This window comes from Flagellimonas beolgyonensis (assembly GCF_003992615.1).
Classification (GTDB): domain Bacteria; phylum Bacteroidota; class Bacteroidia; order Flavobacteriales; family Flavobacteriaceae; genus Flagellimonas; species Flagellimonas beolgyonensis.
Window position 1 is genome coordinate 413,018 of sequence record NZ_RZMY01000018.1, and the last position, 22,973, is coordinate 435,990.

The 22,973-nt window shown below is 45.0% G+C and carries 16 protein-coding genes; 1 reads left to right on the forward strand and 15 read right to left on the reverse strand.

Features of this window, described 5'->3' with window-relative positions:
- Positions 1–38 precede the first annotated feature (38 nt).
- From EO131_RS16435 to EO131_RS16495, 13 genes are all read right to left on the reverse strand, one after another.
- Positions 39–2,108, reverse strand: coding sequence for a DUF349 domain-containing protein (locus EO131_RS16435; RefSeq protein WP_127024816.1), 2,070 nt, complete (start codon positions 2,106–2,108; stop codon positions 39–41).
- Positions 2,109–2,252: 144 nt separating this feature from the next.
- Complete coding sequence (locus tag EO131_RS16440) at positions 2,253–3,005, reverse strand: shikimate dehydrogenase family protein (RefSeq protein WP_127024818.1); 753 nt, start codon at positions 3,003–3,005, stop codon at positions 2,253–2,255.
- Complete coding sequence (locus tag EO131_RS16445; RefSeq protein ID WP_127024821.1) at positions 2,959–3,996, reverse strand: DUF368 domain-containing protein; 1,038 nt, start codon at positions 3,994–3,996, stop codon at positions 2,959–2,961. The genes EO131_RS16440 and EO131_RS16445 overlap by 47 nt, the downstream gene beginning before the upstream one ends.
- Before the next feature lie 19 nt (positions 3,997–4,015).
- Positions 4,016–4,933 (reverse strand): polyprenyl-phosphate transporter, encoded by a 918-nt coding sequence (locus tag EO131_RS16450; protein WP_127024824.1) that lies wholly within the window; start codon positions 4,931–4,933, stop codon positions 4,016–4,018.
- A gap of 23 nt (positions 4,934–4,956) precedes the next feature.
- The gene (locus EO131_RS16455; protein ID WP_127024827.1) at positions 4,957–6,357 is read right to left on the reverse strand and encodes a tetratricopeptide repeat protein; all 1,401 of its coding nucleotides are present in this window, start codon (positions 6,355–6,357) and stop codon (positions 4,957–4,959) included.
- Positions 6,358–6,443: 86 nt separating this feature from the next.
- Positions 6,444–7,640, reverse strand: coding sequence for an aspartate aminotransferase family protein (locus EO131_RS16460; RefSeq protein ID WP_127024830.1), 1,197 nt, complete (start codon positions 7,638–7,640; stop codon positions 6,444–6,446).
- On the reverse strand, positions 7,641–9,356 hold the full coding sequence (locus tag EO131_RS16465) for an OstA-like protein (RefSeq protein WP_127024833.1): 1,716 nt from the start codon (positions 9,354–9,356) through the stop codon (positions 7,641–7,643).
- Positions 9,357–9,518: 162 nt separating this feature from the next.
- Positions 9,519–11,627 (reverse strand): glycoside hydrolase family 97 protein, encoded by a 2,109-nt coding sequence (locus EO131_RS16470; protein ID WP_127024835.1) that lies wholly within the window; start codon positions 11,625–11,627, stop codon positions 9,519–9,521.
- 107 nt (positions 11,628–11,734) lie between these two features.
- Positions 11,735–13,003, reverse strand: coding sequence for an adenylosuccinate synthase (locus EO131_RS16475; protein ID WP_127024838.1), 1,269 nt, complete (start codon positions 13,001–13,003; stop codon positions 11,735–11,737).
- Between the two features lie 12 nt (positions 13,004–13,015).
- Complete coding sequence (locus EO131_RS16480; RefSeq protein WP_127024841.1) at positions 13,016–13,474, reverse strand: Fur family transcriptional regulator; 459 nt, start codon at positions 13,472–13,474, stop codon at positions 13,016–13,018.
- A 41-nt stretch (positions 13,475–13,515) separates the two neighbouring features.
- Positions 13,516–15,720, reverse strand: a complete 2,205-nt coding sequence (locus tag EO131_RS16485) for a RelA/SpoT family protein (protein WP_127024844.1) — start codon at positions 15,718–15,720, stop codon at positions 13,516–13,518.
- Between the two features lie 44 nt (positions 15,721–15,764).
- The gene (locus EO131_RS16490) at positions 15,765–16,997 is read right to left on the reverse strand and encodes a M48 family metallopeptidase (RefSeq protein WP_127024847.1); all 1,233 of its coding nucleotides are present in this window, start codon (positions 16,995–16,997) and stop codon (positions 15,765–15,767) included.
- A 3-nt stretch (positions 16,998–17,000) separates the two neighbouring features.
- Positions 17,001–17,801 (reverse strand): TrmH family RNA methyltransferase, encoded by an 801-nt coding sequence (locus EO131_RS16495; protein ID WP_127024850.1) that lies wholly within the window; start codon positions 17,799–17,801, stop codon positions 17,001–17,003.
- 69 nt (positions 17,802–17,870) lie between these two features.
- Here EO131_RS16495 and EO131_RS16500 point away from each other — a divergent pair, with 69 nt between their 5' ends.
- Positions 17,871–18,662 (forward strand): DUF6503 family protein, encoded by a 792-nt coding sequence (locus EO131_RS16500; RefSeq protein ID WP_127024853.1) that lies wholly within the window; start codon positions 17,871–17,873, stop codon positions 18,660–18,662.
- 56 nt (positions 18,663–18,718) lie between these two features.
- On the opposite strand, the gene EO131_RS16505 is transcribed toward EO131_RS16500, so the two are convergent.
- Positions 18,719–20,017: an amidohydrolase family protein gene (locus EO131_RS16505; RefSeq protein ID WP_127024856.1), complete on the reverse strand. Its 1,299-nt coding sequence runs from the start codon at positions 20,015–20,017 to the stop codon at positions 18,719–18,721.
- A 10-nt stretch (positions 20,018–20,027) separates the two neighbouring features.
- Positions 20,028–22,967 (reverse strand): amidohydrolase family protein, encoded by a 2,940-nt coding sequence (locus EO131_RS16510; protein ID WP_127024859.1) that lies wholly within the window; start codon positions 22,965–22,967, stop codon positions 20,028–20,030.
- Between the last annotated feature and the right edge of the window lie 6 nt (positions 22,968–22,973).

Below are 22,973 nucleotides of genomic sequence, written 5' to 3' on the forward strand. Positions count from 1 at the left end.
AACAGGTGGTGTATAGAAACCTATGTTGAAATCAAGGACTATTCTTCTTCTGTGCTGTCTTCGTCGTTTTCCTCTTCTGCTTCCTTGTTCAGTTTGTGTTCAAGGATATTCAGTTTTTTCAACTTTTCCTTCCAAGTTTGAAGGGACTCTTTTTGTTTGTTGATGTTATTGATGACCTCTTTCACCAATGGGTTGTCCTCGGAATCATCAGAGAAGAACTGAAGGTTGTTTTCCAACTGCCGTATCTCGGATTTGCTCTCATCGATTTTGCGTCGGATGAAAAGCCGTTCGTTGCCAATGGCCACCTCATCTTCCGTTTTGGCCAGTTCCTGTACCTTATTTCCGTATTTGAGCAATTCGGATTCCTGTTTGCTCACCCCTAATTTTTTCAACAGTGCATCAATGATCTTGTTGAATTTGCCATTGATGTGTTTTTTATTGTACGGGATACGGCCATATTTTTTCCATTCCGCCAAAAAGGCCTTGATGTCTTCCAAGTCCTTCTTTTTGTCGCCGCTCAGTTGAAAATCCTTTAAGCGGTCTAGACAGGCATTCTTTTGTTCAAAATTTTCATATTCTTCCTTGTGGGCCTCGTTCTTGCCTGCGTGCAAACGATCAAAATAGTGGTTACAGGCTTCTTTGAACTCATTCCAAATCTTATCAGAATATTTTCTGGGCACATGGCCTATCTTTTTCCATTCACTTTGGATACGTTTCATTTCCGGTGTAGCAGTATCCCAGTCTTCGCTATCTTTTAGGGAGATGGCCAAATCCAGAAGGGCCCTTTTCTTATCCAAATTGGTTTGTTGATCCCGCTTTTGGTTTTTGTAAAAGGCGTTTTTGTTTCGGTTGAACTTTCGGACAGCTTCCTTGAAACTGCTCCAAGTTTCTTCATTCACCTTTTGCGGGACCTTCCCTGCCTTGAAAAAAGAATCCCGAAGCACCTCAACTTCCTTGATTTGTTGCTGTATGGCCCTGTGGTTGTTGGCCACATGGTCCGCAATCTTGGCTATGGAAGCAATGATTTCTTGTTTCTTCTCCAAGTTTTTCTCGTAACCCTTTTCAAGCTCTTGGAAATGTTCCTGTCTGCGTTGGTGCATGGCCTTGGTGGCATTGCTGAACCGTTCCCATATTTCCTCTCGGTGTTCTTTGGCAACGGGGCCAATGTCTTCTTTCCAGATTTTGTGCAAGGTCTGTAGTTCCCGGAACGCTTTTCCTAAATCGGGTTCATCGGCCAAAGCTTCTGCCCGTTCCGCCAATTTTTGTTTTTCCTCCAGATTGTGTTTAAAATCCAGGTCACGAAGCTCCCGGTTCAAGTGTAGGAAATCATAGAAAATTTCCATGTGATGGTGGTAGGTGCGCCACACATCGTTATAATTGGCCCGGGGTATGGGGCCTGCATTTTTCCATCGTTCCTGAAGATCCTTGAAATTGTTATAGGTGGTATTGATGTCTTCTTCAACATCGATGAGTCCCTTCAACTCTTCAATGATCGCCAATCGATTTTGAAGATTGGTTTTCAGGTTCTGCTCCAGCTGTTTGTAGTACTGGTCGCGTTTCTCCCTATATTCCGAATAAACTTCGTTGAACTGTCTTTTGGCCACGGAGTTGTAGCGAAAATCGATTTCATTTCCACCTTTTTCCACAAACTCTTCCTTCTTGTGCTCTATAAACTCCTGGAACTTTTGATCGAACTCATATTTGATGGCACTGACATGTCGGCCAATGGCCTGAACCTTTTCATTTTTTACCAAACGTTGGAGTTCACCCACCAAGTTTTCCATGGGCATGGAGTGGTAATCCAACATGGGGATATAATGCCGCTTTTCATTCTCGGTATCCTCTGCGTCTTCGGCGTTGGATTCGTCGATTTCATCTATGGGGTCATCGGACGACTCCTCTTTTTGTTTTGTTTCGCTGTTTTCGGGATTGGATTCGGATTGGGTAGTGGTTTCTTCGGTATCTAATTTTTCTGTTTTTTCAGCAACATGTTCCTCCTTTACCTCCGGCTCGGATTTGGGGTTCTCCTCCAGGGGTGCATTCTTAGATTCCAAATTTTGCTCTGTTCCACCTTCAGCTTGCTGAAGTTTACGATCATTTTCCTGCATTAGTAGTCTCTTTTCCTGTTGATTGATGATATTCTATAGCCAATTTAACAAATTTAAATCGTCTAACAGCAAAAGTACCCATTCTTCTTTAGGGCCGGCGCAGGGATGTATGAATAGTGGATTTTGTTATATCGATACCTGTTTTCAGGGCATGGTCCATATTTCCCATGCCTTCTCTGCTTGAAGAACCAACATTTGATGTCCGTTGTAGATGGAAGCCCCTTGTTTTTCGCCCAGGGCCAGAAAGGTGGTCTTAGCAGGATTGTATATGAGGTCGTACAAGAGATGGTTCTGGGTGATAAATTGATACGGAATATCAGGTTTGGCGGCGATATTTGGGGTAGTACCCAAAGGCGTACAATTGATGATCAGGGTATGCTCCGCAAGGATATTTTGATCTAGGTCTGCATAGGTGAACTGTCCTTTTTTTTGATTTCGGGAGACATAGGTAGTTGCGATTCCCATTTCCTCCAAAACAAAACGAACAGCCTTGGAGGCGCCTCCGGTACCAAGAATCAAGGCTTTGGTATGGTGTGGTCGCAAAAAGGGCTCCAGTGATTTTTGAAAGCCGTGGGCATCTGTGTTGAATCCCTTCAATCCATTGTTGGTGATTTTGATGGTGTTGACCGCTCCTATTTTTTCCGCCATGGGGTCCAATTCATCCAAATAGGGGATGATCTGTTCCTTGTAGGGTATGGTCACGTTCAACCCTTTGATATGGGGCTGTGCAAAAACCTGGGTAACCTCTTCAATGCTTTGGATATCAAAATTTTCATAGCTGTGGTCCGTAAGACCCAACGCCTTGAATTTTTCCGTGAAGAAGCCTTGTGAAAAAGAATAGGAAATATTCTTACCGATTAGCCCGAACCTGTTTTTTATCTTTTCTGTTGTCTCCATACCAATCCAAAATCAATAATACCAAAATCCCCAGTACAATAAAAACAATGGCCCACAGGGTTTCCCCGTTCGATACATCGGGAAGGTATCTTTGGTAATTGCGAATGATCTTGTCGCCATTGGAATCCAAAAGGGCGTTGCCGAACTCGTCCAACTTGAACATGGTCCGTTTCCAAGGCCAAAGCACGCCCAAAGAGCCTGTGATAAACCCCAAAATAACTGCAGTGGTGGTGGCCTTGTAATGTTTGAGTACGTAGGTCAACAAATGGGAAAAGGTGACCAATCCCGTAGCGGAACCTAAGGTGAAAACGGCCAAAATCTTCAAGACTTCCATGCGTTCGGTATTGTTGACAAAGCCAAAGTCACCCGAAAAAATTTCGGAGAATGTATCGTACAGGGCATTTACCGAATCAACCAGAAGCAGGACGTAATTCCCCAATAGGATCAAAATAAAAGAACCGGATAGGCCGGGGAGGGTCATGCCTGAAACACTGATAATGCCACAAAAGAAAATGAAAACAAGATTGTCGTTTTCCCTGGCCGGGCTTAAAAAACTGATGGAAACCCCAATGATCAAACCGATGAGGCCAGCAGGTATGGTCTTACGGTTCCACGGTCTAAAATCCTTGCCGATATGGTAAATGGAGCCAATGACCATGCCAAAAAAAGTGGCCCAAACATAGGTTTCGTTGTGGTCCAAAAAATAATCCAAGATTCGGGAAACACTGAAATAGCTCACCAGCATCCCAAAGATCAAAAGGCCCAAAAATTGGGCATTGGTATATTGGTAAAAACTTTTGAACCTACCATTGAAAAGCAGTTTCAGTGCCTTCGCATTCAATTTTTGAAGGGAATAGATGAACTCTTCATAAAAACCCGCCACAAAGGCCACAATACCCCCAGAAACCCCGGGCACCTTGTTTGCAGCACCCATGCACAGCCCTTTTACGACCAAAAAGAAATTGTCCAGAAATGTTCTAGTTTGTGCCATGGACCGGTTTGGGTTGTTCTTATTTTTTGGTGGCTGCTTTTTCCAGGATAAAAATAAGGGAAAAACCAATGATGGCTAGGATAATTGCCAGCATTAACTGATTATCACCTTCAAAAGCCCACGGCAGTACATTTTTATCGGCCACAACCACGGTCTTGTCCCCAAAGGTTTGGGTTTCCAATACCTTTTTCCAAGGCCAAATCTTATTAAGGGAGCCTAAAATAAAACCGGTGAGCAGGGCCAGTGTGGTGTTTTTATAATGGCTGAACATCCATTTGAGCAATCGGGCAAAACTTAAAAGTCCAAATATAGCGCCAAGTGCCACTGTGATAACGATTTTCAAATCCCGCTCATGCACGGCATCCAAAATGGTTTTGTACGATCCCAACAGTACCAAAATGAAGGCCCCGGAGATGCCGGGCAAGATCATGGCACAAATGGCCAATGCTCCCGACATGAAGAGATAGGGTAGGCTATCGGTATTTTCACTTACCGGCAGCTCGGTGATGAAATAGGCCAAAGCGGCACCCAGAACAAGTATGGTGATTTTGCCCAGGTTCCATTGTTTGATTTCCTTGCCCACAAAAAAGATGCTGGCGACCACCAAACCAAAGAAAAAAGACCAGAGCAAAACAGGTTCATTCTCCAATAGCCAGCTCAAAAATTTGGCAAGTGATAGTACACTGATAAAAATGCCAATAAATAGGGATACGAGAAAATTACCATTGATTTTGTTCCAGACCGCTTTTATCCCATCTTTTTTGAAAATTCCAATCAGGGACAAATTGATGTTGTTGATGGAGGTGATCAATTCTTCATAGATGCCCGAGATAAAGGCTATGGTGCCCCCGGAAACTCCTGGAACCACATCGGCGGCTCCCATGGCCATTCCCTTTAGGGTAATAAAAATGTAGTCCAATATGCGGCGCTCTTTCATGGATTTGGGCTAAGGTGTTAAGATTACTTTGCTGTTTTCTTGATTTTGGAAATCATGTCCTTTATCCACTTAACCTCTGCGAACTCTGGAAATTCCTTTTCAAACAACTGCAGTTTTGAACTGTTTTTTTGAAGTGTTTCCCCAAATACCTTTTTGGCTTCTTCCAATTCCCTGTTTTTGAGGTAAATCCCAGCCAATTTGTAGTTCAAGACAGCACTTTGTGGATAAAATTCAATGCCTTGGATCAACACTTGGATACAGGAATTGAAATCCCCGATGCGTTTGAGCACATCGGCCCAGTTTTTCCAGGTTTCCAATTCATAGTTGCCCAAATCTACAGCTTGTTTGTAGGCAAAGTCCGCCTCATCAAAATTCTCCAGTGCAAAATAAATTTTGGCGGCTTTTTTCCAGTACAGTGGATTTTCCCCATCAATGTTTATGGCCTTATTGATGTAGTAAAGGGCTTTTTCATAGTTTTTTTGTCGATAATGAAAATCGGTAATGGCCAACCAACCTTTGTCCAATAAGGGATCCTCGTGTACGGTGTGGTAAAAATAGTATTTTGCCATTTCGTAATTGCCCAATTTTTCATGGCATTTGCCCAATCGTAAGAAGGCGTGGGAAGTAGGGTCTTCTATGGAAATGGTGGATTCATAATTTTCGATGGCCTCATTGTAACGCCCCAGTTTTTCCAATACTTTGCCCTTTTCAAAATAGGCGCCAATGAACGTATCATCTGAAATCACCGCAAAATCAAAGGCTGTCAGAGCTTCTGGGAACATATCCATGGCGTAATACATTTTTCCCAATTGGTGCCAAGCGACTTCGCAATAAGGGTTCCGTTCCAAATAATCGTTGAGGTAATGGACGCCTCCATCAAAATCCTCCAAAAACTCGAAGCAATAGATGACATTGTAAAGGGAGGAGTAATCACTGTCATCCATTTCCACACATTTCATGAAACTGCGCTTGGCCTTTTCGTAGTCGTCCATGAACAGGTATTCCATACCCAACAGGGAATGGATATCAAAATTGTCATCGGTCAAATGAAGGGCTTCGGTAAGCAGATTTACCGCCTCTTGATGGTTGTCTTGTTTGGATCGTATGTTGGCCCGTTGGATGTAAATCTCCTCATTGTGGGCATCGATGTTCTGTATTTCGTCCAAAAGCCTTTCTGCAGCCTCAAATTTGTCCTCAAAAGCCAATACTTCAACCTGTAATAATTTTAATTCCAGGGAGTTGGGGTGCTGTTCCAGACCAATTTGAATGGCTTTTTTTCCTAAGGACATCTTACCATTGTTCAAGTAATGGTGGATGATTTCCTCAAAGTCCTCCGCATCAAAGAAATAGACGTCATCCGTCTTGAGCATGGACTCAAATTTGCTTATGGATTTATCAGGATATTCGTTAGAATCTAACGCCATAGGAACGTTTTTGGTTTAACTATGGACTTAAAATTAACCCTTTGCCTTTCGGTTTAAGTCCAAAAATGGGGTATGTTATCAACAAATTAGTTAACAGTACTGGGTCGGTAACTGTTTAAAATGGTAATGATTTGGTCGCAACCGGCTTCAATTTCTTTCATCGAAATGGTCAGCGGTGGTGAAATTCGGGCGGCCCGAGTCTCGAACAATAGCCAAAATAGAATCAGTCCGTTTTTGGCGGCTTCCAAGATCAGGTAATCTGCTATATCCTTGGTTTTCAATATCAGGGCAAGCATAAGTCCCTTGCCTCGGACTTCCTTGATCAATGGGTGTACCAACAATCTTCGGAACAATTTTTCTTTCTCCAGGGTATCGGGTATCAACGTGGTTTCCAATAGTTCGTTCAAAGTGGCCAAGCTGGCGGCCGCTATCACCGGATTTCCTCCAAAAGTGGTAATGTGTCCCAATTTGGGATTGTCCTGCAAGGTGGCCATCATTTGATGGGAGGCTGCAAATGCACCAACTGGCAAACCGGATGCCATGCCTTTTCCGATCACCAATATGTCCGGCACACAGTTGAAATGCTCAAAAGCGAACAATTTACCAGTGCGGCCAAATCCAGGCTGGATTTCATCCAAAATTAAGAGGGCTCCAACTTCATCACAACGTTTTCGGACTTGTTCCAAATAGCCTTCCTTTGGAAGAATGAAGCCTGCGCCGCCCTGAATGGTTTCCAACACCACAGCCGCCGTTTTTTCTGTAATTCTTTGCAAATCGCCCTCATCATTGAAATTGATGAATCGGATATCGGGCATCAAGGGCCTAAAAGCACTTTTGCGCTCCTCGTAGCCCATAAGGCTCAAACTGCCAGTGGTATTGCCGTGATAGGCATGGTTGGCCGCAATGAGCTCGGAACGTCCCGTAAAGCGTCTCGCCAATTTCAGTGCCCCTTCCATGGCTTCCGTACCCGAGTTGACCAAATAGGTGGTCTCCAAATTTTCGGGCAATTGTGCGGCCAATAGTTTGGTGAATTCCACTGCGGGTGACTGAATGTATTCCCCGTACACCATAACGTGCATATAGCGGTCCACTTGGTCTTTTATGGCCTTGGCGACTCTTGGGTGACAATGTCCCAAGCCACAGGCAGAAACCCCAGCTACAAAATCCAAATGGGCTTTGCCGTTGGCATCGAAAATATAACTGCCTTTCGCGTGCGAAATCTCCAACCCCAAGGGATGTGGAGTCGTTTGGGCCTGATATTTGAAAAAATCGTCCGTTGCCATTTATGGGTTTTGCTCTTTCTTGGTAAGCACTGGTTTTTTAGGTTTGGTGGCCTTGGTATTGGGTTGGGCTACCACTTTGTTCAGAGGATCGTTCTCGTTGTTCTGTCGTTCATTCTCCTCGGCATCAATATCTATGGGATTATCGATGCCCCGAATCTTGACCAATTGGATATTATTGTCGTCTTCATCGAATATTTCATCCTTGGACATAATGCGTTCATCACCACGCCAGATAAACCCCTGTAGCTTTTGTGATTGTTGGCTCCATTGGTCCTGCGGAAAAATATCACCATCGGGCTGCACGAAGAAGGTAATGTCCTCAATATCGTTATTGGCCATTTCCAGCCTAATTTTACTGCACTTACTTTTATTGACACCGATCAATTCTTGGTCATCGTTGTAAATGTAGTAGACCAATTCCGTGTTCTTGACCAAGTCGATGATCTTTAGTTCGTTTTCAATGAATTTGCCATACAAATTGATACCCTTGGCTTGGTTGTAGCCAATTCCACCAATAGTGTCCAAGGAGATGATGAATGCATTTTCAATCACTTTCAACGAATCCAATTTTTCGGTTTCCATGTCGGAAATAAGGTGGATGCTATCGCCAGTGATCTGGTTCTCCACATTCCAGATAATGGGATCTTTGATCAATTGGGTAATGCCCGTGGTTTCATCAAAATGGATGGAATCACATTTCCCGCTCAAATCGGTTTTGTAAAACTTCGCATTTCGGAACGCCCTTAAAATTCGGGATTCGGCCTTTCCGGTCACCATCAAGGTGTCTCCGTGCATGTAAAGGGAATCTTTCTCCACCAAACTGATGGAAACTGCTCTTTTGGTAGCAAAAACCGAGTCTTTGGCCTTGTGCACTTCCGCATAGTGCGCCCGAATCACCCCATTGTTGATGGTGTCCGTAATCTTGATGTTGTTGGTGGCCGATGCGAATTCAGAAGCCTTGTCAAAATAAAGGCTATCCCCTTCAATAATCTTGTTGTCGTAATCGATTCGGGTGTTCTTGATGCCGTATCCCTGTTCGATCTTGGTGTCATAGAAACCGCGTTCACAATATATTTTATATTCCTCCCCCGTTATGGTCGAAGGACCGTACATATAGGCATTCTTGGATGTGGTGTAGTAATCAAGTTGTTCCGAATCGATAATGTAATCGGGATTGTCGATATGCACCTGCCTTTGAAACTGATATTTCTTGGGTGTCATAAAATAGGTGCCAATCTTGCTGGTGAGCACATTGGCGGAATCCACCACCTTGCCCCCTGAATTGTAGTAGGCTTTTTGGTTTTCACGATCAAAATAAAGGGTATCTGTGGTCAGGGTCATTTGGCCGTTGGTCAAATCGACCTTTTCCCATGCTTTGGCCAATTTGGAATTGCCATCATAATCCATTTTGCCGCTGTTCATCTCAATGGAATCCCCTTGTTGCATTCGGATGTTGCCAATGGCCTTAAGCCTATTTTCTTCAGCATAAAATATGGCGATATCACACCAAAGGTCGGCACCCTGGTGCTCAAATTGCACTTGTCGTTCATCGTCCCGGCTAAAAATGGAAGCACCCGGAAATTGGGCCTCATCCTTCGTAAAGTTGGCTCCGTACACAATATTGATCTGCCTCCCTCCTTTGGACGGTGGTTCTTGTGCCCATGACAAAACACAGGAGAGGAACAGAACTATGCTCGCTAGTTGTTTCAAATGCATGAAATTTTGCCCAAAAGTAGGGTTTTTGGGCAAAGTGTCATAAACCGTTTAGAAAGGTTTGGGATTTACTTCTATGGTGCTATGGATTTCGATATGCACAATACCTAACCGCCAACTTGTCTTAAGCTCAAATGGATTCTCTTCCGATTGTGCACCAACACGCTATTTTTTCAGCAAACTTATGGCAAAACCACCACCTTCGGCCAAATCTACGGTCAAGGTCGAACCTTTTGCCACATCCAAGCTTTCAATGGCAATGGCCGTGGGATTGTCCCTATAATGGGCATCGGCAGCATCCTTGTAGATGACTGCCTCATACGAAACTCCTTCATCCAAAAAATCGAAATCAATGGTCAATTCCCGACTGTTTTCATCCGTAATACCGCCAACAAACCAGTTTCCGGTTTCCCTCTCATTTCGGGCAATGGTGACAAAATCGCCCACTTCGCCGTTTAAGACAACGGTTTTGTCCCAGTCCACGCCCACATCCCGAATAAATTGGAAAGCAGGTTGGCCTTCGTAGTTTTCTGGCAGGTCGCACGCCATTTGTATGGGACTGTAAATAACCACGTAGAGGGCCAATTGCTGGGCTAGGGTCGTATTGATCTGGTTGTCGGGTTTGGTGGGCAGCGCAATGTCAAAAACACCGGGGGTAAAATCGATGGGGCCCGCCAACATTCGGGTAAAGGCAACGATGGGCAAATGCTCCGGAGGGTTGCCGCCATCGGTTGCCCAGGCGTTGAATTCTTGACCTCGAAGTCCTTCCCTGGCGATCACGTTCGGATAGGTCCTGCGGAGACCAGTGGCCTTGATAGGTTCGTGGGCATTGATAGCCACTTGATATTTAGCGCCCATTTCCACCACTTTTCGGTAGTGGTTCACCATCCATTGGCCATGGTGGTATTCGCCTTTAGGTATGATTTTGCCCACATAGCCGGTCTTAACGGAATGGATACCCAGTTTGTGCATCAACTGGTAGGCGGTATCCAACTGTTGCTCGTACGTGCGTGGGGCAGCCGAAGTCTCATTATGCATGATGATCTCCACTCCCTTGTCCTTGGCATATTGGGTCAATCCTTCCAAATCGTAATCGGGGTAGGGGGTCACAAAATCGAAAACCCCTTCGCGGTCCTCGAAACCGATCCAATGTTCCCAACCGGTGTTCCAACCTTCCACCAACACCCCTTTAATGTTGTTTTTGGCGGCAAAGTCGATATATCTTTTGGTATTTTCGGTGGTCGCGCCATGTCTTCCTGTGGGATTAAGTTTTTCGATGAACGTATTCATGTCTTGGGAACCGGCGTAGTCCCAAGTGGATTTACCGATATGCATTTCCCACCAAATACCCACATATTTTTTGGGTTCGAACCAACTCACATCACCTAGTTTGTTCGGTTCGTTCAGGTTTACGATCAATTTGGAATCGATGAGTTCGGTGGCTTTGTCCGCAATTTGAACGGTTCGCCAAGGAGTTTTAAAAGGCAGTGCCCGTTTTACTTTGTATCCCAATCGGTCCGATCCCACCAATTCGCTCGTTAATTGATAAGTTTCATTGTCCACTTTTAAGGTCATCCCGGCATAATCGGTCAGATTGGCTTCGTGAAAACTGAGGTGCAATCCATTTTCACCACGCATGGTCACTGGGGTGTTCACGGCATTTTCAGGGATGTTGGTCTGTGCGAGGTCTTGGTGGTTTCTTTTGGAAATGGCATCCAAATCGGACAACTTGGACGTGTTGTACAGATGTTCGTAAATGTCCCAATCGCCGGGTATCCACCAAGTTGTATAGTCTTCGGTGAGTTGGAATTCCGTATTCTCATCCATAATGATGATGCTGTCGATACCTTGTTGCGGAAGGAATTCGTAGCGGAAACCAATGCCATCGTCATAGGCCCTAAAATAGATGTTGAACCTACGATGGGGTGCAGTAGCTTCTTCCAATTCCACCACAAGCTCGTTGTAATGGTTGACAACTTCCCTTTGCTCGCCCCAGGGCATTTCCCAGGTTTCGTTCAAGCTATGGGTAGTCGCGTTCAAAATAGTAAGGTTCTCCTTCAACGATTTTTGATTTTGGAAATCAAAACTCATATACGAAGTGTCTATAACGGTGCCGTTGTTGTGTAGCACCCTGTAAAAGGCTTCACCGTCATCGTTCAATTGAAAGTCGATACCATTGTTCCCGCTTGGGGAGATTACGGAAAGAGTGTTGGGTTCTTGGGTACAGGACATGAACGTCCCGACCAAAAAAAGGAGGGTCAGAATAGATTTCATCTTACTAATTTTGGACAATTTACAAAGCGGGGTATTCCGCAAAACAAAAGATTTTCCTTTACGATTTTATCCCTAAAAGATAGTGAAAATTGCCCAAAAATTGAAGGCTATCGGTGGATTGTTTGCACCCTGTCCGGACCTACGGAAACAATTTTGATCGGCACTTGCAACTGCTCCTCCAAAAATGAAATATAGTCGTTTAGGGCAGGTGGAAGCTCCTCGGCCTTGGTCAACTTGGTCAGGTCCTTGGCCCAACCTTTCATTTCGGTGTAGATAGGAGTAACGTATTCACTTTCAATATTGTAGGGCAAGTGTTGAATGTGTTCTCCCTTGTACTCGTAGGCAGTACAAACCTTTATGGTTTTGAAGCCACTGAGCACATCGGCCTTCATCATCATCAGCTCGGTTACACCGTTGATCTGCACGGCATATTTCAATGCGACCAAATCCAACCAACCGCAACGTCTGGGTCTTCCCGTTGTTGCTCCAAACTCGTTTCCGACACGGCCCATGGTGGCCCCATCCTCATCAAAAAGTTCTGTTGGAAAAGGTCCACTGCCCACTCGGGTGGTATAGGCTTTAAAGATGCCCAATACCTTTTCAATTTTATTGGGGGCCACACCCAATCCGGTGCAGGCTCCTGCAGCTGTTGTGTTAGATGAGGTTACATATGGATAGGTTCCGAAATCAATATCCAAAAGGGAGCCTTGTGCACCTTCGGCCAAGATTTTCTTTCCTTCGGCCTGGGCCTTGAAAATAAATTCCTCACTATCGATAAAGGTCAATTTTTTCAAGGTTTCAACCCCTTCGCAGAATTCGGCTTCCAATTCTTCCAGATTGTATTGGATATCCACATCATAAAAATCGATCATGGCCTCGTGCTTGTCCGCCAAAGCTCGATATTTGGTCTTCCAATCATCAAATTCCAGGTCTCCCACACGCATGCCGTTACGGCCGGTCTTGTCCATATAGGTAGGGCCAATGCCCTTCAATGTAGAACCAATTTTTGCCTTGCCTTTGGATGCTTCTGATGCTGCATCCAACAAACGGTGAGTGGGTAGAATAAGGTGTGCTTTTCGGGATATCAGAAGTTTGGCGACAAAATCGATGTTGAACTTCTCCAAGTTGTCCAATTCCTTTTTGAAGATAACGGGATCGATGACAACCCCGTTGCCCACAACATTGATGGCGTTCTTATGGAAAATTCCGGATGGAATCGTATGTAAAACGTGCTTGATACCATCAAACTCCAAAGTATGGCCAGCATTTGGCCCCCCTTGAAATCGGGCGATGATATCATATTCCTTGGTCAGTACATCAACAATTTTTCCTTTTCCTTCGTCTCCCCATTGGAGTCCAAGCAATAAATCTACCATGAAATGAGTGGGTTATTCAGTTAGGTTTTCTTCTTTTTTGTTTCGTGTTCCGTAGAAATAGAGTGAGTGGTTGGTGATTTTGATATCAAAAACCTCTTCGATTGTCTTTTTTATGGATTGGATACGGGGATCGCAGAATTCGACCACTTCCCCTGTGTCCGTTAGAATGACATGGTCATGCTGACGGTCAAAATAGGATTTCTCGTACTGTGCCTGGTTTTTTCCAAATTGATGCTTTCTGACCAATTTGCATTCCAACAACAGTTCGATGGTATTGTAGAGGGTTGCACGACTTACCCGATAGTTTTTCGTTTTCATTTTGATATAAAGGGACTCTACATCAAAATGATCGTCACTTTCATAGATTTCTTGTAAAATTGCGTACCGTTCAGGTGTTTTTCTGTGTCCTTTTTCCTCGAGGAAAGCGGTGAACACATTTTTTACAATCTCTTGATTTTTGCTGTTGTCCATGGTATCGTACCTATCCTAATACGCAAAGGTACAGTTAAAAATTAAATTCTGTTCACTTTGTCGATACCATCAACTTGCTTTAGGTTGTCGATGAGTCGTTTAAGGATATTGTTGTTTTTTACGACCAGTGTTATTTTCCCCTTGAAAGTGCCCCCGTCCGCACTAAAGTTAAGATTACGCATGTTCACGTGCATGTTGTCCGATATGATCTTGGTGATTTCCTTCACCAATCCCAGGTTGTCGATACCGGTAAGTTCAATATCCACAGAAAACTCTTCCTGGGAAGAATCGATCCATTTGGCACTCATGATCCGATAGGCGTAATTGGATTGCAGTGCTATGGCATTGGGACAGTTTTTTTTATGGACCTTAATGCCATCATTTACACTGACAAAACCAAAAACATCGTCACCAGGAATTGGGTTGCAGCATTGGGAAAGTTTGTAGTTCAACCGTTCTTCTTCCTTACCAAAGACGAGCATGTCGTATTTTACGGTGATCTCATCCTTGTCCACATCTTTGGGAACAGGTGTTTTTCGAATTCGGTTTTTAAAGAAATTGATGAAGGCATTATGGTAGGAGGATGAAAAATCCTTCAACTTTTCATTGTCGATCACACCGATGCCTACCCGATAGAACAGGTCCAAACTGGTCTTCAATTTAAAATAGTTCACCAATTTGTTGACGGTATCCTCATTCAGGTTGATTTTTTGCGCTTTTAGTTTTCGGCGCAAAATTTCCTTGCCCTCGGCAGCGACCTCTTTTTTCTCCTCGCTCAAGGAGGATTTGATCTTTGCCCTTGCTCTTGCCGTTTGGGCATAGTCCAACCAACTCTGCGAAGGTTTGGCACTATCCGAAGTAATGATCTCCACCTGATCACCACTTTTGAGCACGGTGCCCAAGGGGACCAATTTTCCATTTACCTTGGCTCCTCTGGTTCGCATACCGATCTCCGTATGGATGTTGAAGGCAAAATCCAGGGCCGTAGCGCCTTTGGGCATGGATTTTAGATCACCTTTTGGGGTGAACACAAAGATTTCCTTGGCATAAAGGTTGAGTTTGAACTCTTCCACAAAGTCAACGGCATTACCATTGGCAGATTCCAAGGCTTCCTGGAGTTTGTTCAACCACTCTTCAATGCCTTGTTCCTTTTGTGCTCCATGCTTGTATTTAAAGTGGGCCGCATACCCTTTTTCGGCAATTTCGTGCATCCGTTCACTTCGAATCTGAACCTCGACCCATTTGCCTTTTGGCCCCATCACGGTAATATGTAAGGCTTCATAACCTGTGGATTTAGGTGAGGTGATCCAATCACGCAAACGAATTGGGTTGGGGGTAAAGTGATCCGTAACTATCGAATAGATTTTCCAAGCCAGGAATTTTTCATTTTTCCGATCGGACTTATAGATGATACGGATGGCAAATTTATCATAGACCTCATCAAAGGAGACGTTTTGTTGTTTCATCTTCCGGCGAATGGAAAAGATGGATTTCATCCGTCCTTTAATGTAGTAGTTCAGGCCTTCCTTGTCCAAGGAGTTCCGAATTACGTCTGCAAAAGACTCAATGTACGCCAAGTTCTCCTCCTCGGTATCCTCAATCTTGCCCAAGATATCATTGTACACCTCCGGTTCCGTATACTTTAAAGCCAAGTCCTCCAATTGGGTCTTGATATTGTACAAACCGATCCTATGGGCCATTGGCGCATAGATATAGAGGGTTTCTGATGCAATCTTGACCTGCTTGTGCTCGGGCATGGAATCCATGGTGAGCATATTGTGGTAGCGATCCGCAATTTTGATGATGATCACTCGAACGTCATCATGCAGCGTCAACAACATTTTTCGGAAATTCTCCGCTTGTTGACTTATGTCCTTGTCCTTTTTTAGGTGGGCGATTTTGGTAAGGCCATCCACGATTCGAGCCACGGTTTCCCCGAACATTCGCTCGATATCGTCCAAGGTGTACGGCGTATCCTCGACCACGTCATGGAGCAGGGCAGAGGCAATGGAAACGGCATCCAGTCCAATTTCAGAGGCTACGATTTTTGCCACTGCAATCGGATGGAAAATATAAGCCTCCCCGGATTTGCGACGCTGGTCTTTGTGGGCATCAACGGCCACATCAAAGGCAGAGCGTATCAACTTTTTGTCCTCATCGGTCAAAGTTTGATAGCTGATGCGAAGCAATTCCTTGTACTGCTTGGCAATCTCCTTGTTTTCTTTTTCGATAGCAGCCTCTGTCATACTATTTTAAAATTACTACAATCTTGTTAGGTAAACAACAAAAACTATGCCTTAAGGTTTCGGATGCGTTCCACCAAAGGCGGGTGCGAGTAATGCACAAAAACATAGGCCGGATGGGGGGTTAGATTGCTCAAACTGTTCTTGGACAATTTTTTCAGCGAGGTGACCAAGGGCATGGCCGCGAAGGTAGTTTTCGCAAAGTCATCCGCTTGGAACTCAAACTTTCTGGAAAGATAGTTCATGGCCAACCCAGTAATCTCCGAAATAGGGCTGTACAGCAAGGCAAAACCAACCAAGGCAGCATGAAAACTGGGTGTGGAAACGCCTATGGCTTTGGATATTTCCGGATGGTTGATGAACAGGGAAAGAATATAAAGGGTCAACCCTGTCAAACTCAACGAAAGCACCAAGTTGAAAATGATATGCTTTCTTTTGTAATGACCAACCTCGTGTGCCAAAACGGCCACAATTTCCTCTTCGTCAAGGTCATGGATCAAGGTGTCGAAGAGGGTGATGCGTTTCTGCTTCCCAAATCCGGAAAAATAAGCATTGGCCTTGGTGGAGCGCTTGGAACCGTCGATCACGAAGATGTTCTTAAGCTCAAAGCCCACATTCTTTGCATAATTTTCGATGGCGTTCTTCAAGCTTCCCTCTTTTAGTGGGGTTTGCTTATTGAAAATGGGAACGATCAACCGACTGTAAAAAAGGTTGATGAAGAGAATGAACACACCCACCAATCCCCAGGCATAGAGCCAAAAATTGGTTCCGGTCCATTCGTAAAAGAGAATAAACAGGGCCATGATACCGCCACCCAAAAGGGCGCCCAGGATTCCACCTTTGATTTTATCGATAAAAAAGAGGCTTTTTGTGGTCTTGTTGAAGCCGTATGCCTCTTCGATCACAAAAGTGCGATAATAGGAGAAGGGCATACCCAAAATGGCACTTCCAAAGGTTATGATGCCAAAGAAAACCAAGGCCATGGGTATGGTTTTATCGGTTATGGAACGGGTAAGTTGGTCCACCCATTCAAAACCGCCCAATACTAAAAATCCAAGGGTCAAAACCAAGGAAAAACCATCTGAGAAAAGCCCAAACCGGTAATTGGCCTGCTTGTATTTTTGGGATTTTTGATATTCGGCATCGTCAAAAACATCGGAAAGCTCGGTGGGAACTTGCGATTTAAAACGCCTGGCGTTGAGATATTCCAGAATCTGATGGACCACATATTGGACAATCAGGATGACCAGAATGACATAAAACAGTAGATTTTTTTCCATAGCTTAAAACCCGCGTTGCCGCCTTGCTTCAAATATAAGTATTGCCGCGGATACCGAAACATTCATGGAATCTATTTTCCCTTGCATCGGAATAATGATGTTTTGGTCGGAATTTTGGAGCCAGTCCTCCGTCAATCCGGTGGATTCCGTACCCATGACAATTGCTGAAGCACCTGTAAAATCACATTCCACATAGTTTTTGGAAGCAGATAGGGCAGCGCAGTAAATTTTGATTTGGTTCGATTTGAGAAATTGAATGATCTCTTCGGTGGTGCCCATGCCAATTTGGTTCGTAAAGACACAGCCCACACTAGATCGCACAATGTTTGGGTTATATAGGTCTGATTTGGGATTTGCTATTAAAACGGCATCCACTGCCGCGGCATCGGCGGTACGCAACAAAGCGCCGATGTTGCCCGGTTTTTCGGGAGCTTCGGCTACCAAAACCAAAGGTGTATCGGTCTTAAATTGGATGCTGTCCAGTCCATGCTGTTTACTTTCCATTATGCACAGGACGCCTTCTGTAGTACCCCTGTACGCCAGTTTTTCATAAACGGGTTGGGTGATATGTACCACCTCCACGCCGGATGGAAAATGAAAGGAAGCAACGTTCAAGGACGGATTCACCTCCGGACAAAAAAGGCATTGCTTGGGAACGTAGCCTCCCGACAGGGCCAGTTCCAGTTCCTTTTGTCCTTCCACAACAAAGCGCCCGGTTTTTTTTCGCTCACGGGATTTGTCCTTTAAAAGCAGGATTTGTTTAACCAAAGGATTTTGGGCGCTGCTTATCAATTTGGGTTCCATCACAGGGTAAAAATAGCGTTTCTTGTAATGTGACAAAGTGGTTTTCGACCAACTGACAAAATTTAATCCATGAAAAAATCAACCATGCTACTGGCCCTTTTGGCCGTTTTTGCCTGTAAAAAGGCACCTGAAAAATCTCAAAATTCAAACCCAGAACCCGTAACCGAGGAAAAGGCGGAACCAAATTTTCCGGAATCCTTGACCAAGGTGTTGGACGCCCACGGTGGGTTCAACCATTGGAAACAACAACGGACCCTATCCTTTGTACTGCCCGGAAATGGCACTCCTGAAACGCATACCGTCGACCTTTGGTCCAGAAGGGACCGAATCGATACCGATGCCTTTACCATGGGGTTTGATGGTAACCGTGCCTGGCTGTTGGATACGGAAAAAGCCTATAAAGGGAATGTGATGTTTTACCATAATTTGATGTTCTACTTTTATGCCATGCCCTTTGTGTTGTCCGATCAGGGTATCGTGTATAGTGAAACAGAAGATTTAACATATGAGGGCAAGGCCTATCCGGGGTTGAAAATAGGATTTCAATCGGGCGTAGGTGCCTCTTCCAACGATGAGTATTTCCTCCATTTTGACCCAGAAACCCATCAAATGGCTTGGTTGGGGTATACCGTTACCTTTGGAAGCGAGGCCACTTCGGATAATGTGCGTTGGATTCGCTATCACGATTGGCAGAAAGTGAATGGTATCCTATTGCCCAAATCCATTTCATGGCACAAGTATGAAGGTAAAACCATTATGGAGCCTCGAAATACCTTAACCTTTGAAAAAGCAAAATTGTCGGGCAAGCCAATGCCTGATAACTTTTATCAGAAACCGGAAAACGCTGAATTTGTCAATTGACACTCTTGCTCAAATAAAAAGCGGCGCCCCTTGGAGCGCCGCTTTTTGTATGGGGATTATTGTCCCGCTTTCTCTCTTTCATATTTGCCCATATATCTGTGCCAAAGTTCCGTTTGGTGGGTTTCCAGCGAAACGTCCCTTCCGTCGATATATGCTTTACTGATCTTATTGGTACGCATGTCCAGTGCATCTCCTTCCGAAATGAAAAGGGTTGCACTTTTACCCACCTCCAAGGTGCCGTATCGATCATCAATGCCCAATATTTTTGCCGTATTGCTGGTCAAAAGTTTTAAGGCTGTCTCCTTGTCCAATCCTTGGGCCACTGTTTGTCCGGCATAAAAGGCCATATTTCGCGTCTGGAAATTGGCGGCATCCTCATTTTGCAGACCGACCAACAATCCCGCATCGACCAATAATTTGGGCAATTTATAGGTGAAATCGTAGTCATCATCATCGTATTGCGGCAAAGAATGCGTCCTTCCCACCAAAACGGCTACGTTATTGGATTTAAGGAAATCCGCAATTTTATTGGCATGATAACCTCCAACGATCACGACATGCGTTACACCGGCATTTTTGGCCATGATCACCGCATCTGTCATTTCCTTTTCGCCATCGGCATGGATGTACAAACGTTTGGAACCATCGAATAGTCCTTGCATAGCGGCAAACGGCAGGTTTTTTACCTTTTCGGTGGCTTTGCCATAGGCGCTGGAATTCTGGAAGAAGGTTTTGATTTTACCCACTTGTTCGTCGTAATCTTTATTGGGTACAAATCCTCTGGCTTCACCCAGCCACCATCTACCTCTCCTAAAGAAGGAAGGCCAGTTCATATGAATGCCATCGTCGGTTTTAACCGCCGCATCTTCCCAGTTCCAAGCATCGAACTGAACAATGGAGGAAGTTCCTGAAATCGTTCCTCCCTGTGGCGTTGCCTGACCGAGCAATACCCCGTTCGGACGCATACTTTCCACCACTTTGGACTCCGCATTGTAGGCAATGATACTGCGTACATGGGGAATCATTTCCCCGATTTCATCTTGGTCATCACTGGCCCTAACGGCATCCACTTCCACCAAGCCTAGGGATTTGGCTGGGGCAATAAAGCCAGGGTAAACGTGCTTGCCTTTGGCATCGATCATGGTGCCAATGGTGGTCGCCATTAGATCGGCACCGATGGCGGTGATTTTGCCGTCCACAAAAATGATGGTGCAATTTTCTATGACTCCCCCATTGCCAACGTGGGCTGTGGCACCTATTATGGCCACTTGCTCAGATTGCGGTGGGGCAGGGGTCTGCTGTGCGTTCAATGTAGCCCCGAATATGATTGCTATTGCTATTAAATACTTTTTCATGATTTCTGGTTTATTCGGTTTCACATTCAAATCGTTCTTTCTTGTTCTGAACAGGAGTTCGGGTCTTGCCTCCTTTTTTCTTCTCGTTGAGCATCATGCCAATCAGTTTATTTCGTTCTTTCTTAACTGACTCACGTAGCATTTTGTCTTTCTCCAGATCAAAATAGACCTTACCTTCAATTAACGTCTTTTCTGCCTTGGCATACACGGAAAGGGGATGGTCGGACCAAAGGACCAAATCGGCATCCTTTCCTTCTTCTATGCTGCCTACGCGGTCGTCCAAGTGCAACAATTTGGCAGGGTTGAGGGTCACCATTTTCCAGGCTTCCAATTCGGAAACACCACCATATTTAACCGTTTTACCCGCTTCTTGGTTCAATCTGCGGGACATTTCGGCATCATCACTGTTGATGGCCACGGTTACCCCTTGGCTGGCCATGATGGCAGCGTTGTACGGAATGGCATCGTTCACCTCATATTTGTAGGCCCACCAATCGCTGAAGGTGGAACCTCCCACGCCATGTTCGGCCATTTTATCGGCGACTTTGTAACCTTCCAAAATGTGGGTGAAGGTATTTACGCGGAAATTGAATTTCTCTGCCACCTTCATCATCATGTTGATCTCACTTTGTACGTAGGAGTGGCAGCTGATAAAGCGCTCACCATTCAAGATTTCGGCCAAGGTCTCCATTTCTTCATCATAACGGTACGGCTGGCCACTTTTCTTTTTGGCATCATATTCCTTGGCGCGTTGGAAGTAATCGGTGTACACCTGCTCAACGCCCATACGTGTCTGTGGGAAACGGGAATTACTGCCCCAGTTGGACTGTTTTACGTTTTCACCTAAGGCAAACTTGATGAACTTGGGCGAATTTGGAAAAATAAGCCCATCTGCATTTTCGCCCCATTTAAGACGAAGAATGGCCGAGCGTCCACCGATCGGGTTGGCAGAACCATGCAGCAATTGGATTGTGGTCACCCCACCGGCCAAATTTCTGTAAATGTCCATATCGGTCGGGTCGATGACATCCTTCATGCGGACTTCTGCTGAAGAGTTATGACCGCCCTCGTTGATGGCCAAAGCAGCGATGTGGGAGTGTTCGTCAATAACGCCAGCAGTAAGGTGCTTGCCGGTCGCATCAACCACCGTTGCGCCACTGGCCCGAAGGTCTTTCCCCACTTTGGAAATTTTTCCATTCTTCACCAAAACATCCGTGTTTTCCAATATGCTTTCACCGGTCCACACGGTGGCATTTTTAAATAGAATGGTTTCTTGTTTGGGCTTGGTTTTGTAGCCATACCCTACATTGGGATAGGTAAGCTCCACCAATTCTGGGGACATGGTCTCGTCATCCTCCGATTTTTCTTCAAATGCCTTGGTTTTGGTCAAGGTTGCCTTAGCTTCATTTCCTGTGGGAAGTACCATATTGCCGGTAATGGTCTCGGAACCGGGCATGGCATGTGCCACCATGCGGTACGAAGTTTCACCATCTTCGGTAAAGGAAAGGTTCAACCAATCGGAGGCGTACTCCAATTTGGCATCCAATTTCTCGTCCCCTTTTTTGACCTCGACTTTGGGTTTGTCGATATCGCCGGTAACGGTAACGGTAAAGGTGCTGCCACCAGCGGCCAAATTATAATCACCGCGGATGTCCACCAAGTCCATGGATTGGATAATGTTCTTGCTGCCTTGCACCCAGTTTTCATACAATACGGTGCCTTTGTCAAAAATACCACCAGAGGTGATCAAAAAGTTGGCATAGCTTCCGGGTTGTAGGGAGCCAATTTCATTGGATTTACCCAAAATGGCAGCAGGAACCGTGGTCAACGCTTCCAAAGCCTTGGTTTTGGGAAGACCATAAGTGATGGCCTTCATCAATTTTTCCTTTAAATCCTTTGGAGATTTCAAATCGTGCAGTGTGATGGAAAACTCAATACCGTTTTCTGCCAACACCTTGGGATTGGAGGGCGCCAAATTCCAGTGGCGCATATCTTTCAGTGCAATGTAATTTGCTTCGTATGGATTGGACACATCATAAGCATCCGGGAAATTCAACGGTAAGATCAATTTGGCGTTGGTTGCCTTGATATCGTCTATACGTTGATATTCGTCCCCGCCACCCAAAATGGCATATTGGATGCCAAAGATATCCCCAACCTTATCAGCTCGCACTACATTGCCATTGTCTCCAGCAGCAAAAATTTGGGTAAGCCCTTTGTTGGCGATCAAGGCTTCCAAAGAACGGTCCTTGGTATCCACATTGCCCTTGCTGTACCAGTCCATATCGTAGTACATTTGACGTAACAGGGCCATGGCACCCATTAGCGAACCAGGGTAGGATTGTCTTTTGGCGATACTTTTGCTAAAGGAGAAGTACTGCGCCGATTTGTCGGAAAGGATCCGTTGGGCTTCGGAACCTTCATCGTTTAAAGCGACCAAAAGACCTGTGCCTCGGGCAATACCATCCTGAATGTGGGCATTTACTGTACCAAAACCGGCCTTGCGCAGTTCGTCTGCCTTTTTGGAGTCGTAACTGAAACTGTTTATGGCACTGTTTTCGGGCATCACATGGTCGTTCCAGTAAAAACCTTCACGTTCCGGTTCGTACTGGGCCGATCTTCCGCCGCCAGCAGCTCTTTTCGGAAGTTCCACACCAAAATCGGAGAACACATCGATAAAGGAAGGGTAAATGGATTTCCCGTTCAAGTTTTCTACCACGGTGTTTTTCGGAATACTGACCGATTTACCGACCTGAACCACTTTACCGTTTTGTATCAGTAGGGTTCCATTTTCGATAACCTGTGTAGGGGTTACATAGATCTTGGCATTGGTAAATGCCGTGTAATTATTGTTCTCTGTTTTTACACCATCATTTTTTGGAAAATAATCTTGCGCAAACAAAGAAACGCCACCCAGGAGGAGGGTGAGGGCCAAGAGTTTAATTTTCATACGGTT